The sequence below is a fragment of the Arthrobacter sedimenti genome, from assembly GCF_042652025.1.
Taxonomy (GTDB): domain Bacteria; phylum Actinomycetota; class Actinomycetes; order Actinomycetales; family Micrococcaceae; genus Arthrobacter; species Arthrobacter sedimenti.
Genome location: NZ_JBHSDQ010000002.1, coordinates 103,431 through 120,147, shown reverse-complemented (window position 1 = coordinate 120,147; position 16,717 = coordinate 103,431). Strand labels below are relative to the sequence as shown.

Here is a 16,717-nt window from a genome sequence, read left to right as displayed (position 1 = left end):
GGGACCGGGACGCAAGACTCAACCCGCTCGAAAGGGCCCACGCTGTGACCACCTCGAATTCACTCCCCACCGCCGCAGGCGCTCCTCCGGTGATCTCCGGCAAAGACGCAGGAAAGATCGCCCGCGCCGCCTTCGTCGGAACCGCCCTGGAATGGTACGACTACTATCTCTTCGGCACGGCCGCCGCGCTGGTTTTCAACCGGCTCTTCTTCACCAACATGGACGCCACGGCAGCACTGCTGGCCTCCTTTGCCACGTTCGGCGTCGGCTTCGCAGCCCGACCCCTCGGTGCCATGATCTTCGGTTATATCGGCGACCGGTACGGACGCCGGCCGGCCCTGCTGACCACCATCGTCATGATCGGCACGGCCACTGCCCTCATTGGCCTGTTGCCCGACTTCGGCAGCATCGGCCTGGCTGCACCCATCATGCTTGCCATACTGCGACTGGTCCAGGGCCTCGCCGTCGGCGGCGAGTGGGGCGGCGCCGTGACCATGGCTGTGGAGCACGCCCCGGTTGAAAAGCGCGGCCGGTACGCCGCCCTGGTCCAGGTGGGCTCGCCGGTGGCAACGTTGCTGGCTTCCGGCGCCTTCTCACTGGTACTGCTGTTCCCGTCCGAAGCCTTCGATGCCTGGGGTTGGCGTATTCCGTTCCTGCTGGCCTTCCCAATGCTGGGTATCGCGCTCTGGATCCGCTTGAAGGTGGAGGAATCCCCCATCTTCAAGGATCTGCTGGCCCAGGGTGAAACGGCCAAGGTCCCGGCGTTCGAGGTCTTCCGCCACGCCGGCGGCCGGCTGCTCATCGCCGTACTCGCCGCACTGCTCGGCGTCGGCGGGTTCTACATGATCACCACCTTTGCGGTGAGCTATGGCTCCAACACCCTCAAGGTGGACCGGAACGTCATGGTCAACGCAACACTGGTTGCCGCAGTGGCCCAGATCGGCGTCACCTTCGTGATGGGCCGGCTCGCCGAGAAGATTGGACCGGGCAAGGTGACCATGTGGGGCGGCATCGTCAGCGCCGTCATGTCATTTCCCCTCTTCGCGATGATCGACACCAAATCCCCGTGGATGATCACCCTGGCCATCACGGTAGGCATCATGCTCATCGCGGTTGCCTACGCCGTCAATGGCGCACTGCTGACCGAGCTGTTCCCGGCGAAGCTCCGCTACTCCGGCGTGGCCCTGGGCTACAACATCGCCGGTGCCACCAGCGGGTTCATGCCCCTACTGGCCACCGCCATGTTGGGCATTTCCGGCAACCAGTCGTGGGGTGCAGCCCTGATCCTGGCCATCATCTCCCTGCTCACCGCCGTCGGCGGGTTCTTCGGCGAGCGCCTGCGCGTCCAGGACAAGAAGCTCGTCACCAGCTAGGACTGACACCGGCGGACGGTAAGCCGCCGCGCTATCACTACCAATCACCCAAGGGGAGCCGTCCAGCGGACGGCTCCCCTTCCCGTAAGGAGACCACCATGCTCAATGACGATCAGACCCGGCGCATCCTGGACGCCGTCGATGCCGCCTTCGACGACCAGCTTTCCTTCACCCAGGACCTTGTGAAGCACCCGTCCCTGCGAACCCGGGAAGCCAGCGCGCAGGACCTGATGTACGGGGCCATGGCCGGCCGGGGAATGGAGATGGACCGGTGGGAGCTGGACCCCGCAGACCTGTCCACGCATCCCGGCTTTGGACCGGTGACGGTCGACTATAGCGGCGTGACCAACGTGGTGGGCACCTACCGTCCGGCCACGGAGCGCGGCCGGTCACTCATTCTCAACGGTCACATCGATGTGGTCCCCGAAGGCCCGTCCGAGGCCTGGTCCCGCTATCCCTGGGACGCCCCCATCATCGACGGGTGGCTGTACGGCCGCGGGGCCGGTGACATGAAGGCAGGCCTGGCGGCTAATCTTTTCGCCTTCGACGCTGTCCGCAGAGCAGGGTTCGCACCGGCAGGCCGGATCCACTTCCAGTCCGTCGTCGAGGAGGAGTGCACCGGCAACGGCTCGCTTTCCGCCCTGATGCGCGGATACGAGGCCGACGCCGTGATCATCCCCGAACCCGAGGAGGACATGCTGGTGCGGGCCAACGTGGGCGTGCTGTGGTTCAAGGTCAGGGTCACCGGCAACCCAACGCATCCGCGCGAAATGGGCACCGGCTTCAACGCCATCGACGCCGCCTACACTGCAATATCCGCCCTGCGCGAGGTGGAGGAAAAGTGGAACGCGGACCGCGGACAGCACCGCTACTTCGAGGACCTTGACCACCCCATCAACTTCAACTTCGGCGGCATCGCTGGCGGGGACTGGCCTTCCAGCGTCCCGGCCTGGTGCGAGTTCGATGTGCGGGCTGCAATCTATCCCGGCATTGTCGCGGAACAGGCCTGGCAGGAACTCCAGGACTGCCTCGAGTCCCTGGGCCGCGGGCCAGACCCAATCACCGCCGTCGGCGAAAAGACAGGGTTCTTCTCCGAGGGCTACGTGCTGGAGCCCGGGACTGACGCCGAGGCCATGCTGCAGCGCACGCACGCACAGGTGTTTGGCCGCGAGCTGGAAAGCTTTACCACCCCGGGTTACCTGGACGGCCGGGTCTTCGCTCTTTACGCCGATACGCCCGCGCTGGTTTACGGCCCCGTTTCTGAGGCGATCCACGGGTTCGACGAACGCGTCTCGGTCGAGTCCATCCGCCGGATCACCAAGAGCATCGCGCTGTTCATCGCCGACTGGTGCGGCATTGACGGGCAGCCGGGAACCCCGGTGCAATAAACCACGACGGCGGGTGGCCGGCTTTTGGAAGCCGGCCACCCGCCGTCGTGGTTTAGGTAGCTAGAGGCAGACGGGCTGGTAGGCAGGGTCCGCCGGACCGGACGGCTGGGCCAGGGCGTTGCCCACGAGCTGGTGCACCACCGGATCATTGGGCGCCTGGTCATGTTCAATCACGTCGGCCGGGCACTTGTCCTGAATGGTGATGTTGGTGACCTGCCGCGCAGAGCCGTTCAGGAACTGGCTGTTGTAGGGGATCACCACCTCGTCGTGGGTGGTGGAGATGACGGTGTAGGCGGGGCCTGCGACGGTGTCGCCGATGGAGTTGAGCTCCTGCATAAACGGCGAGCCGGCCTGCTGGTCTGCACAGGCGGCGCAGCCTGCGGCGGTGTAGTCCGGCGTGGGCACCAGGTCCGGCGGCGGCAGGATCACGCCTTTGGTGCCGTGGTTGGACGGGGCGATGCCGACGAGCTGATGGACGTACTTCGCCCCGCCCAGGAAGCCCATGTAGTACCGGGGCATCATGCCGCCCTGGCTGTGGCCTACCAGGTCCACCTGTTTGGCGCCCGTCGCGGTGCGGACCGCGTCCACGAAGGGTGCCAGCTCCTTGGCGGAATCTTTCACGGGAGCTGTGGCGTAGACGCCATTTGTCTGGCCATAGTTGAGGGCGAAGACGCAGTACCCCTGGCTCTTGAGGACCGGCGAGAGCGTGGACCAGTTCTTCTCCATGCTCTCGAACGTTCCGGGCACCAGGACCACCGGATACGGATGCGCTGCCGACGGTTTGCAGGACCAGTCATTGGCACCTGGCGGGGAGATATCGACGGCGTGGGCGGGGACTGCAACCAGGGATGAGGCCAGGACTGCAGCGGCGGCAACGGACAGGGCCCGGGAAAGGAATGACATGGAAACCTCTTTGTTCATCTGTCTTTAGGGCGGCCCGAGCTGATGGTCTTGTCCATCAGTTCCGGCCGGGGTTTTCCATGCTGGCAGCGCTGCCGCTCCTCCGCAGCGGAAGTGCACGGATGTGCGGCAAGAAAGGGTGCGGAGAGGTGAGGCCGTAACCGCTGCATTGTGACCCATAGCACAGCGTTGTTACTGGTGAGTAGGTAGTTTTCGTAGGCCCCGGCGTTGGTCGGCCTCCCACAGGCAGCTGCACGAATGTGCAGCTGCCTCGCTACGATCACCCCCGAAATCAGGCCCTAGTATCCGCGGGCTGGCCGCCTGACGGCTCCATCGGCGTCGCGGGTGACGCGTCCTTTTCCTTGAACCGGCTCAGGTAGCCGGACCGGGATCCGTGGACGTGTGCGGCCATCCCCTGCTCGGCAGCCTCGGCGTTGCCGGCGTCGATCGCTGCCATGATGCCCCGGTGCTCGGCCCAGGAACGGATGCCACGGGAGTCCACGTCCGAGGCGTAGAGCCACTCGATCTTGCCGGAAATCTGGCGGAGCAGCGCGGTGAGGGACGCGCTGCGGCTCAGTTCAGCGACTCCCAGATGGAAACGGATGTTCAGCTCGGGCAGCAGCTCAACCTGCCCGTTTGCCACCGCTTGATCGCCCTCGTCCAGGATCGCGGCCAGTGCGCGCCGCGTCTCCCACCACTGCGTATCCGGGCCGCCCGCGGAGAACTGCGCGGCCGCCCGCCGGGCAGCCCGGCGGGCGGTGGCAGCTTCCAGGGCCTCGCGCACGGCGAAGAGGTCGTCGGCGTCGTCAACGGGTATCTCTGACACCGTGGACCCGGCGAAGGGCTTCGACTCAACGAAGCCCTCCACCTCAAGGGCCCGCAGCGCCTCCCGCACCGGAACCCGGGAGATTCCGTATTTCGCGGCGAGGGAGGACTCGGTGATCCGTGTCCCGGCGGGGAGCTTCCCGAAGATGATGTCCCGGCGGATCTCGTCCTGGACGCGGGCCCGTGGGGTGGGATCGCCGCTAGCTAGCGAAGGCTGCACCGGGTATCGCTCCAAGTAGTTCTCTGGTGTAGTCGGCCGAGGGTGCCATGAAGACCTGCTCCACGCTGCCGGTTTCCACCACTTTTCCTGTTTTCATGACCACCACGTTGTGCGCGATCTGGCGGACAACGGCCAGGTCGTGCGTGATGAAGAGGTAAGTCAGGCCCAGCCTATCCTGCAGGTCTCCCAGCAGGGTGAGGATTTGCTCCTGCACCAGCACATCCAGGGCTGAGACGGCCTCGTCCAGGATCAGCAGTTCCGGTTCCAGCGCCAGGGCCCGGGCGATGGCCACCCGCTGGCGCTGCCCGCCGGACAGTTCATGGGGCCTGCGCTGGGCCACGATGCGCGGCAGCGCCACCTGGTCCAGCAGCTCGGCCACCCGTTCACGCCGGCTCTCCCGCGTCCCTATCTTGAAGATCCGCAGCGGCTCATCGATCAGCCGCTCAATGCTGAAGGTCGGGTCCAGGGATCCGTACGGGTCCTGGAAAACGGGCTGCGCGATGCGGCGCAGGGCGCGGCGCGTCTGGGGGTTGCTGGTGGCGATGCTCTCGCCCTTGATCAGGGCCGAGCCGGAGGTGGGTGTCTCCAGGCCCAGGATGATCCGGGCGACCGTTGACTTGCCGGAGCCGGATTCGCCAACCACCGCCGTGGTGGTCCCCCGGTGCACGTCGAACGAAACGTCGTCCACGGCCTGGATCCTGCGCCCGCCCTGGCCCCGCAGCTTGAACTCCTTGGCCAGGTTCTTGACCGACAACACGGGCGCCGGCTGGCCAGGTTCATCAAGCAACGGACCGGAAGCCGCATCGGCGGACAGGCTCGACGACGGCGCCGCGGCCACCAGGCGGCGCGTGTAATCCTCCTGCGGATTCAACAGCACCTCCCACGGCGTGCCCGTCTCCACGATCCGCCCCTCGGCCATCACGATGATCCGGTCCGTACGGTCCCCCGCCAGCCCCAGGTCGTGCGTGACGAACAGCAGCGAGGTGCCGCGGGCGTCCACCAGCGTCTGGAGGTGGTTCAGGATCTGCCGCTGGACAGTAACGTCCAGGGCCGACGTCGGCTCATCCGCAATCAGCAGGTCCGGCTCCCCCGCCAGGGAGATGGCGATCAGCACGCGCTGGCGCATGCCGCCGGAGAACTCGTGCGGGTACTGGTTGTAGCGGCGTTCGGCGTCCCGGATACCGGCTTCGGTCATGAGTTCCACGGCGCGCTGCTTGATGGCATCGCGCCCGCGCATGCCGTTGCTGGCCAGCGCGTCGGCGATCTGGGCGCCGACCTTCATGGAGGGGTTGAGGTTGGACATCGGATCCTGCGGGACCAGGCCGATCTTCTTGCCCCTGATGCCACGCAGCTCCTTTTGGCTGGCATCCGCCAGGTCTGCCCCGTCGAGCAGGATGGATCCGTGGGTGACCCGGCCGGCGCCGGACAGCAGTCCCAGGATGGCGCCCACCACGGTGGACTTGCCCGATCCCGACTGGCCCACGATCGCCACCCGCTCGCCTTTCTTCAGGTCGAACGAGACCTTGTCCAGGACCGGGGTGCCGCCGTAGCTGACCTCCAGCTCTCGAACCGAAAGCAGGATGTTTCCGTCGTTCCTAGCGTCCTGCTGCATAGCCCTGCGCTCCCCTCGGGTTGGCGGCGGCCTTGAGGACACCGGTTTCGGGGTCGCTGACCACCGATGAGAGGCGGCCGAGCGCCCAGTCCCCCGCCCGGGTCACCACGTGACCGCGCTCTTCCAGTTCGGTAATCACGTCCTCGCCCAGGCGGTCTTCAACCACGGCACCGCCCGGCGTCCAGGTACGGGGCCAGAAGGATCCGGGAATGGAGGTGGTGTGGAGCGAGGGTGCGTCAACGGCCTGCTGGGGCTCGTAGCCGCCCACGATGGTGCGAAGCAGGTACAGCAGCTGCCACTGGTCCTGCTGGTCGCCGCCCGGGGAACCGAGTGCGGTCACCGCTTTGCCGTCCTTCAGCACCAGGGTGGGCGTCAACGTCGTGCGGGGGCGCTTGCCGGGGGTCAGCGTGGACGGCGCGCCCTCCTCCAGCCAGGTCATCTGCAGGCGGGACCCCAGGCAGAAGCCGAGTTCGGGGATGGCCGGGGAGGACTGGAGCCAGCCGCCGGAGGGCGTTGCGGAGACCATGTTTCCCCATTGGTCCACGACGTCGATGTGGCAGGTATCGCCGCGGGTTTCCCCGGTGGGCATGACGGTGGGTTCGCCCACGCCGGCGAAGGCAAGCCCGCCGTTTTCCGCGAGCGACGGCGGGAGGTACTCCGTGCGCAGCGGCGGAACGAAGGGTTCGTGGCCGGGGACGTTGCCGGGCCGGAACTCGTGCGAGGCCTTTTCACCGATTAGCTTCCGGCGCTCCGCTGCGTACTCGGGGCTGAGTAGGTAGTCCATCGGCACTTCCGCGTCGCCGTAGTAGGCCTCACGGTCCGCGATGGCCAGCTTCTGCGCTTCAAGGATGGTGTGCGCGCCGATGGCGGTGGACGGGTCCAGCCGGTCGTCGTCGAACCCTTCCAGGATGGCGAGGGTCTGCAGCAGTGCCGGCCCCTGCCCCCAGGGTCCGGTCTTGGCAATCGTATGGCCGCGGAACTCGAAGGTGGTGGCGGGTTCGTAGCCGGCGGAGAAGCCGGCGAAGTCCGCTTCGGTCATGACACCCGCGTGGTCGGCGCCGGACGAGTGGCGGTGGGGCGTGGCGAGGAACTTGACCGCTGCCTTGGCCACAAATCCCTCGCCCCATTCCCGGCGGGCGGCGTCGATGCGTGCTTCCCGCGATGCTGACGCGTCCGACTCCCCCGCGGCGACGAGCCGGTCCAGGACATCGGCGTACGCGGGGTTCTTGACGATGTCTCCGGCTGCGGGGATCTTCCCGTCCGGCATCCAAAGGGCGGCCGACGTCGGCCAGTGCTCGGTGAAGAGGTCGGCGACGGTTTCGATGGTGGTCCCCACGCGGCCCACGATCGGGTGCCCGTTGCGGGCGTAACCGATGGCGAAGGCCAGCACGTCCGCCAGTTCCCAAGTGCCGTGGTCGCGCAGGAGCAGTAGCCAGGCTTCGACGGCGGCTGGCACCGCGGCGGCGAGCGCACCGGCGCCGGGCACCAGTTCCAGCCCTTCGGCCAGGTAGTGCTCGCGGGTTGCGGCGGCCGGGGCGGGGCCCTGCCCCATGAGCACCACCGGTTCGGAGGGGTTCTCCGCCGTGACGAAGACGCCGGTCATGTCCCCGCCGGGGCCGTTCAGGTGGGGTTCCACGACGTGGAGGACGAAGGCGCCGGCGACGGCGGCGTCGAAGGCATTGCCGCCGCGTTCCAGCACTGCCTGCGCGGAGGCGGTGGCGAGCCAGTGGGTGGAGGCGGTCATGCCGAACGTGCCCTGGAGGGTGGGGCGGGTGGTGAAGCTGTCTGCGGGCGTGTACGTCATTGGGTTATTTCTTTCGGGTGGTGGCGGCGGGGTCCAAAGCGTCGCGCAGAGCGTCGCCGAACAGGTTGAAAGCCAGGCAGATCGCGGCGATGCCGAGGCCGGGGACGATGGCCGCTGTGGGTGAGCGGAAGAGGTACTGCTGGGCGTCGGAGAGCATGATGCCCAGGCTGGGTGCAGGCGGCTGGATGCCCAGGCCCAGGAAGGACAGGACCGCTTCGCCGATGACGGCCGCGGGCATGATCACCGTGGCCTGCACGATGAGTGCAGAGGCGGTGTTGGGCAGGATGTGCTGGAAGATGATCCGCCCGCCGGAGGCATCCATGGTCTTGGCGCCCATGACGAAGTCGCTTTCCTTGATCCTCAGCGTTTCACCGCGGATGATGCGGATCATGGCCGGGATGTGCGCGATGCCGATGGCCACTGCTGCGTTGCCCAGGCTCGGGCCGCTGATGGCCACGAGCCCCACCGCGATGATCAGGAAGGGGAAGGCCAGGGTCACATCGTTGAGCCGCGAAATGATGGCATCCAGCCACCGCCAGTAGCCCGCGAGCAGCCCCAGCGGGGTGCCGATGACCACCGAGAGCAGGACCGCCAGCACCCCGACCTCAAGGGAGGAACGGATGCCGAAGACCAGCCGGGAGAAGATGTCACGGCCAAGGTCGTCGGTGCCCAGCAGGAAGCCCACGGTGCCGGGTTTCTGGAACGGGGTGGCGAAGTGGACCTGCGCCGGATCGTACGGGGCCAGGAGCGGTGCCAGCAGGGCCACCAGGACCACGAGGGCCAGCAGGATGCCGCCGGCCAGGCCCAGGGGGTTGCGCCGGAGCGACTTCCAGATGCGTCCGCGGTCGGAGCCCAGGCTGGTTGCGCCCGGGGCTGCAGGACGGATGTCGGTGACGGCCATCAGTTGCTTCCTACTCGGATTCGCGGGTTGATCACGGAGTACAGGATGTCCACCGCAAGGTTAATGAGGATGTACCCAACGGTGATGACCAGCACCACGGCCTGGATCACGGGGTAGTCGCGGGTGAAGACGGAGTCCAGGGTGAGCTTGCCGAAGCCCGGCAGGGCGAAGATGCGCTCCGTGACCACGGCGCCGGAGATCAGCCCGCCCAGTTGCAGGCCCACGATAGTGACCACCACGATCAGGGAGTTCCGGAGCCCGTAGCGGAACAGGATCCGGCCGCCGCCCAGGCCCTTGGCGCGGGCGGTGCGGACGTAGTCAGTGCTCATGGTTTCGATCATCGAGGCGCGCGTCTGCCGCAGGATGACGGCGGCGAGGCCGGTGCCCAGGATCACCGCGGGCAGCGTCAGGTAGTACAGGCCGCGCACGGGGTTCGTTCCGACGTCGACATAGCCCGATGCCGGGAACCAGCCAAGGTTGACGGCCAGGTACAGGATGGCCAGCAGGCCAAGCCAGAAGCTGGGGACGGACAGCCCGATGAGGGCAAAGCCGTTGGAGAGCCATTCCGGCCAGCGGCCGCGGAACCGCTCTGCCACCACGCCCAGCAGGACGCCGACGACGACGGCCACCACGATTGCGTAGGCGGCAAGCCACAGCGTCACGGGCAGGGTGCCCGCGAGCAGGTCGGTGACGGGCGTACCGGTGCGGGTGGACTTTCCCAGGTCTCCTTGCAGGAGCCGGCCGATGAAGGAGAAGTACTGGACGGGAAGGGGCTGGTCCAGCCCAAGCGTGGACCGGATGGCCTCCAGCTGTTCAGGGCTGGCCTCCTCCCCCGCCATGGCAATGGCCGGATCACCGGGAAGTTGGCGGATGCCAATGAAGATGACCACGGAGGCGAGCACCAGGGTGATGGCTGAGTGCCAGAGACGGGTCGAGAGGTATCGGATCATGGTGGAGTCCTTATTTCTTCACGAAGGCCGCGTTGCTGAGGTGGACCACACCGTCCGCGAACGTTTCCACTCCGGCCACCTTGTTGGAGTAGGCCGTGAGGCTGTGGATCCGGTAGAGGTAGATGATCGGGTTGTCCGCCTGCACCTGCTGGACGGTCTTGCCGTAGAGGGCCGCCCGGGCTGCCTGGTCGGTGGAGGCGGAGGCGTCGGTGAGGAGCTTGTCCACGGCCGGGTTGCTGTAGCCGGAGTAGTTGTTGCCGCCGCCGGTGGCCAGGAAGTTGTACATGTTGCCGTGCGGATCCACGCGCCCGGACCAGCCCAGCAGCAGGGCTTCGAAGCTGCCGTGGCTCTGCACGTCCAGGAGCGTGGAGTATTCAACCGGCGCGATGGTCAGGGCGAATCCGCCGTCCGCCGCCGATGCCTGGAGCGCCTGCGCATACCGCAGCGAATCAGGCGAGTTGGTGACCTGGACCTTGATGGGGAAGGGCACCGGAACCCCGGCGTCCTTCAGCATCTGCTTTGCCTTCGCCGGATCATAGGCCGGGCAGGCTTGGGCTGCGTCGGAGGAGAACGGGCTGGAGGGTGCCACGGGGGAACAGGCGGGCTCGTACCAGTTGTTGAAGAGCGTGCTCACCAGGGCCTTGCGGTCAATGGACATGGACAGCGCCTGGCGGATGGCGGCGTTCTTGGCCAGGGGCGTGTTGAGGTCCCCCACCGGCTTGCCCACGCCGTTGGTGTTGCCCAGGTTGATGGTCAGGCCCTGGTAGCCCAGGGATCCCACCTGGAGCACCCCGACGCCGCGTTCCTTGGCCAGCGCATCCACGTCCTGGGGTGCGATGGAGTCCGCCACCTGCACGTCACCGGAGCGCAGGTTGGCGGTCCTGATGTTGGAGTCCGTCATGATCCGGTACGTGACGCTGTCCAGGTGCACGTTCTTGGCGTCGTAGTACAGCGGGTCCCGTTCCACCTGGATGGAGGTCTGCGGGATGCGCTGCTTGAACTTGAACGGTCCCACGCACACGGGGTGGTCGCCGAAGGAATCCCCGGCTGCAACAACCGCCGTGGGCGAGAGGATCATGCCGGCCCGGTCCGCCAGCGCCGCGGTAAGGGGCGCGAACGGCTTCTTGTAGGTGATCTGGACCGTGGTGGGGTTCAGGGCCGTGATGCCGCTGATCGGACCAAGTTCGCTCTTGCGGGCAGAGCCTTTCATGGTCAGGTCCCTGTTGAGGGTGTCGCGGACGGCCCCGGCGTCGAACTTGGTGCCGTCGGCAAACACGGCGTCATCCCGCACCTGGATGGTCACCGTCTGCCCGTTGTTGCTCACCTCGGGAAGCTTGGTGGCAAGCTGCGGCACGATCTTGCCCTGGGCGTCGATGTCGTACAGCTTCTGGCACATCGTCTGCATGACGTACCGGGTGTAGAGGGACGACGACGTTGTGGGGTCCAGGCGGTCGGGTTCAGCCGAGAGGGCCATCACCAGGTCGCCGCCCTCCACCACGGTCTGGTTGCCGATGGGGGCGGAGGTCACGTCGTTATGCACTACCGCCTCGGGCAGGGGCTGGATGGGCGCGCAGGCGGTCATCGCCAGTGCCAGGGCGGCCACGCCGCCGCCTAAGGCAGCGCTTTTCGCCCTGAATGGAGTGCCGTCCGGAAGGGCCCGGGGGCGGAACGGGAGTCTCATACAAGTCCTATGATCGAGCACGGAATGTGAGATTGAATACAATCGCTGAACGAACATATCCTTGGTATACGTTCGATTCAAGGGTGTATTGGAGAATTTACGGTGAGGAAACATTTTTTTGGTTCAGCTGAACGGCTGCACCTGGTGCTGATGTTGGCCCTGACGTTTTCCACCGGCGTGGTGGACGCAATGGGCTACCTCGGCCTGGACCGCGTGTTCACCGGGAACATGACCGGCAACGTGGTGCTGCTGGGCATGGCCATGGCCGGCGGAACCAGCCTCCCCATTCTTCGGCCGGCGCTGGCGCTGGCCTTCTTCATGCTGGGCGCAGCCCTGGCCGGGCGGCTCCTCCGGCGCAATGGCGAAGGCTGGTCGCCGCAAACCTCCGCAGCCCTGCTTGCGGTGTCGCTGGGCCTCTGGGCACTGACGGTCTTCGTGCTCCTGGCCCCCGTGCAGGCCGATCCCACCCTCGGGAGCACCGTCACCAGCGCGCTCGCCCTGCTCATGGGCACCCAGGCCGCTACGGCGAAGCGCCTGAAGGTCGCTGAGATCACCACCGTGGTGGTCACCTCCACCATCACCGGACTCGCCTCCGACTCCCGGCTGGCAGGCGGCAAGGGAACATTCTGGCAGCGGCGCGCACTGGCCATCGCCCTGATCATGCTCGGCGCACTGGCCGGGGCGGCAGCGCTGCACGTGCACCTGGCGCTTGCACTGGCACTGGCTGCGGTGATCGCCACGGCGGTCACGGTGACGGGTCACGTGGCACATCGCCGGGCGGAGGCGGAGGCCAAGACCGGCGCGGAAAGTCCCTCGCTGGCCAGGGACTGACCGCATTCGCAGGGGGCAGGCGGCCATCGCTATTACAGCCGCAGTTCGCGCAGCCTCCCTGCTGCCCCTCTCCCCCAGACAACACTGACGTTGCTTTCTGGGGTCTTCAGTCGATCCGCACAGCGTCGATGACGTCTTCGGCGCGGAGGACGTGCGCGGTTGCCTGCACAGTGTCCCACCTGCCGTAGGTTGAGGGGTCGAGGAACTGCTCCCAGCTCCGCTCGAGATCCCTGCGCAGATCCTCGGGCCACTCCCGGAATCCCTTGTGGAGCACGCCGGCCGCCCGCTTGCGCTCGTTGAGTTCGTCCCAAATCCGGTCCAGCCGCGCGCCATAGTCATCTTCGCTCTCGCCCGGCAGTTCAAGCACGTGGGGTGTGCAGCCCAGGGCGCGGTGCCAGTCCGAGAAGTGCGAGAGCAGAACCCGTTCCCGCGGGATCCGGCAGGTCAGCAGGACGTCGCCACGGTGGCGCCTGGAGCTATCGACCAGGTACTCACGGGTAATACGCGCCCAGAACCACAGGGCACCGTCACCACTGGTGGGAAGCCGGCGGTCCATCTCCCGGAACATCCAGGCATAAGCATCGGCGAACAGCGGCTCCGCCCGGCTCGGATCCGGGATGAGTTGCCCGGCGGACTGGAGTTCCTCCAGGGCCTCCTCGGGCTGGAAGGTGTGGAGCAGGAGACGGTCGGCCTTCAGGTCGTAGCCGAAGCGGCCTGCGGGAACTGCACGGTCCGCGCGGGCGCTGGTAACGGGAAAATTTGGCACGCGCTGAGCCTACGGCTGGCAACTGACAATGAAGACGGCGGGCGGCCGGACTGCACGCCAACCTCCCTCACTTGCGCGGTTCGCGCAGCAAGCCTTGCGCTAATCGCGCAGGAGTAGCTATGATCTACATCATGCTTCGGGCCTTCAGCCCGACCTCCCTCTCCCCCACACAACAATGAGGTTGCACATGTCTGTCCCCATCAAGGCCACCATGGAAAAGGTTCCTGGCGGCATGATGCTGATTCCCCTGCTCATCGGCGCCATTCTTGGAACCTTCGCCCCGGATTCCGCCAAGTTCTTCGGCTCCTTCACGGGTGCACTTTTCACCGGGGGCACCACCATCCTGGCGGTGTTCTACGTCTGCATGGGTGCCAGCATCGATATCAAGGCCACCCCGTACATCCTGAAGAAGGGCGGCGTCCTCTTCGGCAGCAAGGTCCTGTTCGCCATCATCATCGGCGTCGTCGCCGGCCGGTTCATGGGTGAACTTCCTATCGACGGCGGACTGCTTTCGGGACTCTCCGTCCTGGCCATCCTGGCTGCCCTCAACGACACCAACGGCGGCATGTACATGGCCCTCATGGGCCAGTACGGCAAGCCCAAGGACGTGGCGGCCTACTCGGTGATGACGCTGGAATCCGGGCCCTTCCTGACCATGGTGACCCTCGGCGTCGCGGGTCTTTCGGCCTTCCCGTGGCAGGCCCTGGTGGGCGCCATCATCCCCCTGCTCCTCGGTGCAATCCTCGGTGCACTGGACCCTGCCATGCGCAAGTTCCTGTCCTCTGCGGCGCCGGTCCTGATCCCGTTCTTCGCCCTGGCCCTTGGCTTCGGCCTGAACCTGGGCCAGGTCCTCAACGCCGGACTGCTCGGCGTAGCCCTGGGGCTGTTCGTGCTGATCGGCGGCGGTGCCGTGCTCTTCTTCGCGGACAAGCTGACCGGCGGCTCCGGCATCGCCGGGCTCGCAGCAGCCACAACGGCCGGCAACGCAGCCACGGTTCCCATGCTGGTGGCCGCAGCCAACCCGGCCTACTCCGCCGCAGCCGGCCCGGCCACCGTACTGGTGGCGGCCTCCGTGGTGGTCACTGCCATCGGCTGCCCCCTCATGGTCGCTTGGTACGCTAAGCGCCTGAAAGCCAAGCAGCCCGTGGAAACCCCCGAGGTGTCCCCCGCAGTATGAACACCAACGCAGCCAAGCGCTGGGCAATCATCGCCGACGACCTGACGGGAGCGGCCGATGCGGCCGCAGCCTACGGACCCACCCACAGCAGTTCCGTGATCCTCGATCTGGACTCCACGTGGCCGGACGCGGACATCCTGTCGGTCAACACCGAGAGCCGCTACCTTTCAGCCCAAGATTCAGCAGCGGCCGTAACCGCGGCTGTGGGACGGGCACAGGAGCAGGGCCGGCAGGTTTTCAAGAAGATCGACTCGCTGCTTCGCGGCAACGTCGGTGCCGAGGTTGCCGCGGCGCTGGCTTCGGTCATTGACGACGGCGGCAGGGGCCTGGCGCTGGTAGCCCCCGCTTTCCCGGCGACGGGAAGGACCACGGTTGGCGGCGTCGTCCACGTCAACGGTGCGCGGTACGCGCAGGGAAGCTTCGACGGCGACGTCGCGGCGGCGCTTGCCGCCGGCGGTCTTTCCACTGAACTGGTGGGCCTGGAAGAGCACCGCAGCCCGGAGGAACTGGCGGCGCACCTGCGGGACATACAGGAACGCGGGACGGACGCCGTCGTACTTGACGCCGTTTCTGACGACGACCTCGAGCGAATCGCCGCCGCGGCGGCCCTGCTGGACTTCCCCACTCTCCTGGTAGGTTCCGGCGGACTGGCCGGGCACATTGCCGCTCGTGGAGAAGCACGGGACGCCCTCCAGGAGCACGGGCGGTGCGTGACGCGGACGCTGACGGTGATCGGCAGCTACTCCGGCCTGGCCCGGCAGCAGACGGACGCGCTGGTCGCCGCAGGTGCTGAGCACATCATGCTGGACCACCAGGCGCTTGAGGATCCGTCAGTCGCGCGCGAAGTTGCGGCGGCGATGCTGCGGACGGATGTGGTGTTGACGCCGGATCCCATGGGCGCCGTGGACAAGTCGCAGGCGCTGGTGGTGGCGGAGGCGCTGGCACGGGCCACTGCGGCCGGCGTCGAGCACTGCGAGGCGCTGGTCCTGACGGGCGGGGAAACCGCCACGGCCGTCCTAAAGGCCCTCGGCGCCGGCAGCTTCACCGTCATCGGCGAGATCGAGCCCGGCGTGGTCGTGAGCCTGCTGCCGGGGCCCCTCCCCCTGCTGGTCACCAAGGCCGGCGCGTTCGGGGACGCCGGCACGCTGGCCAGGACCAAAGAGTTTTTCACCAGTACAACGACTGAAATGAGTAGCAAATAATGGGACGCCCGATTGTAGCCATCACCATGGGCGACGCAGCCGGCATTGGCCCGGAGATCATCGTCAAGGCCCTGGCGGACAGCGAACTCCGGTCCAAGGCGCGGATGCTGGTCATCGGCGATCTGCGCCGGATGCAGCTCGCCGCGGACATCGTTTCCAGCCCGCTGACCCTGCGCAAGGTCACCGAGCCCTCGGAGGCACTGTTCCAGGAGGGCACCATCGATGTGCTGGACATCGACTGCATTCCGGAGGACCTGGCCTGGGGCGAGCTGTCCGCGGCCGCCGGGCACGGTTCGTACCTGTTCATCGAGAAGGCCGTGCAGCTCGCGATGGACCGCCAGGTGGACGCCATCTGCACCGGCCCGCTGAACAAGGCGGCCCTGCACGCGGCCGGGCACAAGTTCCCCGGACACACCGAACTCCTCGCCGAACTGACCGGAACCGAGGAAGTGTCCATGATGCTGACCGCGCCCAAGATGCGCGTCATCCACGTGACCACGCACATCGGCCTCATCGACGCCATCGCCAAGATCAACGGGGACCTGGTCTACCGGACCATCAAGCGAGGCTATGAGCTGCTGCGCACCTCCGGCATCGAGAACCCGCGGATTGCCGTGTGCGCCATCAACCCGCACGCGGGCGAGAACGGCTTGTTCGGCTACGGCGAAGAGGCTGAGAAGATCCAGCCGGGCATCGAGAAGGCCCAGGCGGAGGGCATCAACGCGTTCGGCCCGCTTCCGGCGGACACCCTGTTCTTCCTGGCCGGCCGCGGCGACTTCGACCTGGTGGTGGCCCAGTACCACGACCAGGGCCACGGCCCCGTGAAGGTCCTGGGCCTGGAGAACGGCGTCAACATCACCGTGGGCCTGCCCGTGGTGCGGACGTCCGTGGACCACGGCACAGCCTTCGACATCGCCGGCAAGAACATCGCCGACCACGAGTCGCTGCTCGAGGCGCTGCGGCAGGCAGTGGACCTGGCGCCGGCCCGCGAAGAGGCTCTTTAGTCAGGAGTGCAACGGCCGGTCAGCGCTGCTGGCCGGCCGTCGCCGTTGATACAGTGGGCCGGAACTAGCATGGGTACCACTGC

14 protein-coding genes are annotated in these 16,717 nt (G+C 66.9%); 6 read left to right on the top strand and 8 right to left on the bottom strand.

Going from position 1 to position 16,717, the window contains the following annotated elements; genetic code table 11:
* Positions 1-44: 44 nt before the first annotated feature.
* Positions 45-1,373, top strand: coding sequence for an MFS transporter (locus tag ACFO0G_RS05895; RefSeq protein ID WP_376976777.1), 1,329 nt, complete (start codon positions 45-47; stop codon positions 1,371-1,373).
* Positions 1,374-1,471: 98 nt separating this feature from the next.
* Complete coding sequence (locus ACFO0G_RS05890; protein ID WP_286402594.1) at positions 1,472-2,761, top strand: ArgE/DapE family deacylase; 1,290 nt, start codon at positions 1,472-1,474, stop codon at positions 2,759-2,761.
* Positions 2,762-2,821: 60 nt separating this feature from the next.
* Here the strand turns inward: ACFO0G_RS05890 and ACFO0G_RS05885 are convergent, their stop codons facing one another.
* The 7 genes from ACFO0G_RS05885 to ACFO0G_RS05855 form a co-directional block, all read right to left on the bottom strand.
* The gene (locus tag ACFO0G_RS05885; RefSeq protein ID WP_376976776.1) at positions 2,822-3,664 is read right to left on the bottom strand and encodes an esterase/lipase family protein; all 843 of its coding nucleotides are present in this window, start codon (positions 3,662-3,664) and stop codon (positions 2,822-2,824) included.
* 289 nt (positions 3,665-3,953) lie between these two features.
* The gene (locus tag ACFO0G_RS05880) at positions 3,954-4,706 is read right to left on the bottom strand and encodes a GntR family transcriptional regulator (protein WP_376976775.1); all 753 of its coding nucleotides are present in this window, start codon (positions 4,704-4,706) and stop codon (positions 3,954-3,956) included.
* Positions 4,687-6,318 (bottom strand): dipeptide ABC transporter ATP-binding protein, encoded by a 1,632-nt coding sequence (locus tag ACFO0G_RS05875; protein ID WP_376976774.1) that lies wholly within the window; start codon positions 6,316-6,318, stop codon positions 4,687-4,689. Before ACFO0G_RS05875 ends, ACFO0G_RS05880 begins: the two co-directional genes overlap by 20 nt.
* A complete protein-coding gene (locus ACFO0G_RS05870; protein WP_376976773.1) occupies positions 6,302-8,122 on the bottom strand; it encodes a gamma-glutamyltransferase family protein in 1,821 nt (606 codons plus the stop codon). Before ACFO0G_RS05870 ends, ACFO0G_RS05875 begins: the two co-directional genes overlap by 17 nt.
* Positions 8,123-8,126: 4 nt before the next feature.
* On the bottom strand, positions 8,127-9,023 hold the full coding sequence (locus ACFO0G_RS05865) for an ABC transporter permease (RefSeq protein WP_286402583.1): 897 nt from the start codon (positions 9,021-9,023) through the stop codon (positions 8,127-8,129).
* Complete coding sequence (locus ACFO0G_RS05860; RefSeq protein ID WP_376976772.1) at positions 9,023-9,973, bottom strand: ABC transporter permease; 951 nt, start codon at positions 9,971-9,973, stop codon at positions 9,023-9,025. Before ACFO0G_RS05860 ends, ACFO0G_RS05865 begins: the two co-directional genes overlap by 1 nt.
* 10 nt (positions 9,974-9,983) lie before the next feature.
* Entirely contained in the window at positions 9,984-11,654 is a 1,671-nt protein-coding gene (locus tag ACFO0G_RS05855; protein ID WP_376976771.1) for an ABC transporter substrate-binding protein, read from the bottom strand.
* A 102-nt stretch (positions 11,655-11,756) separates the two neighbouring features.
* Here ACFO0G_RS05855 and ACFO0G_RS05850 point away from each other — a divergent pair, with 102 nt between their 5' ends.
* Positions 11,757-12,485 carry a YoaK family protein gene (locus ACFO0G_RS05850; protein WP_376976770.1) on the top strand — a complete coding sequence of 243 codons (729 nt, stop codon included), beginning with the start codon at positions 11,757-11,759 and terminating at the stop codon, positions 12,483-12,485.
* A gap of 106 nt (positions 12,486-12,591) precedes the next feature.
* On the opposite strand, the gene ACFO0G_RS05845 is transcribed toward ACFO0G_RS05850, so the two are convergent.
* Positions 12,592-13,251, bottom strand: a complete 660-nt coding sequence (locus ACFO0G_RS05845; protein WP_376976769.1) for a DUF3841 domain-containing protein — start codon at positions 13,249-13,251, stop codon at positions 12,592-12,594.
* A 187-nt stretch (positions 13,252-13,438) separates the two neighbouring features.
* Here ACFO0G_RS05845 and ACFO0G_RS05840 point away from each other — a divergent pair, with 187 nt between their 5' ends.
* From ACFO0G_RS05840 to pdxA, 3 genes are read left to right on the top strand one after another with little or no spacing between them, the layout of a single operon-like run.
* A complete protein-coding gene (locus ACFO0G_RS05840) occupies positions 13,439-14,428 on the top strand; it encodes a 2-keto-3-deoxygluconate permease (RefSeq protein WP_376976768.1) in 990 nt (329 codons plus the stop codon).
* The gene (locus ACFO0G_RS05835; protein ID WP_376976767.1) at positions 14,425-15,630 is read left to right on the top strand and encodes a four-carbon acid sugar kinase family protein; all 1,206 of its coding nucleotides are present in this window, start codon (positions 14,425-14,427) and stop codon (positions 15,628-15,630) included. Before ACFO0G_RS05840 ends, ACFO0G_RS05835 begins: the two co-directional genes overlap by 4 nt.
* On the top strand, positions 15,630-16,634 hold the full coding sequence (gene pdxA / locus ACFO0G_RS05830; RefSeq protein WP_376976766.1) for a 4-hydroxythreonine-4-phosphate dehydrogenase PdxA: 1,005 nt from the start codon (positions 15,630-15,632) through the stop codon (positions 16,632-16,634). The genes ACFO0G_RS05835 and pdxA overlap by 1 nt, the downstream gene beginning before the upstream one ends.
* Positions 16,635-16,717: the final 83 nt, after the last annotated feature.

Bases quoted from the DNA above. Each gene is read 5' to 3' on its own strand.
- ACFO0G_RS05890 (WP_286402594.1), top strand. From the start codon at position 1,472: ATGCTCAATGACGATCAGACCCGGCGCATCCTGGACGCCGTCGATGCC.
- ACFO0G_RS05885 (WP_376976776.1), bottom strand. From the start codon at position 3,664: ATGTCATTCCTTTCCCGGGCCCTGTCCGTTGCCGCCGCTGCAGTCCTG.
- ACFO0G_RS05875 (WP_376976774.1), bottom strand. From the start codon at position 6,318: ATGCAGCAGGACGCTAGGAACGACGGAAACATCCTGCTTTCGGTTCGA.
- ACFO0G_RS05870 (WP_376976773.1), bottom strand. From the start codon at position 8,122: ATGACGTACACGCCCGCAGACAGCTTCACCACCCGCCCCACCCTCCAG.
- ACFO0G_RS05865 (WP_286402583.1), bottom strand. From the start codon at position 9,023: ATGGCCGTCACCGACATCCGTCCTGCAGCCCCGGGCGCAACCAGCCTG.
- ACFO0G_RS05860 (WP_376976772.1), bottom strand. From the start codon at position 9,973: ATGATCCGATACCTCTCGACCCGTCTCTGGCACTCAGCCATCACCCTG.
- ACFO0G_RS05855 (WP_376976771.1), bottom strand. From the start codon at position 11,654: ATGAGACTCCCGTTCCGCCCCCGGGCCCTTCCGGACGGCACTCCATTC.
- ACFO0G_RS05840 (WP_376976768.1), top strand. From the start codon at position 13,439: ATGTCTGTCCCCATCAAGGCCACCATGGAAAAGGTTCCTGGCGGCATG.
- ACFO0G_RS05835 (WP_376976767.1), top strand. From the start codon at position 14,425: ATGAACACCAACGCAGCCAAGCGCTGGGCAATCATCGCCGACGACCTG.
- pdxA (WP_376976766.1), top strand. From the start codon at position 15,630: ATGGGACGCCCGATTGTAGCCATCACCATGGGCGACGCAGCCGGCATT.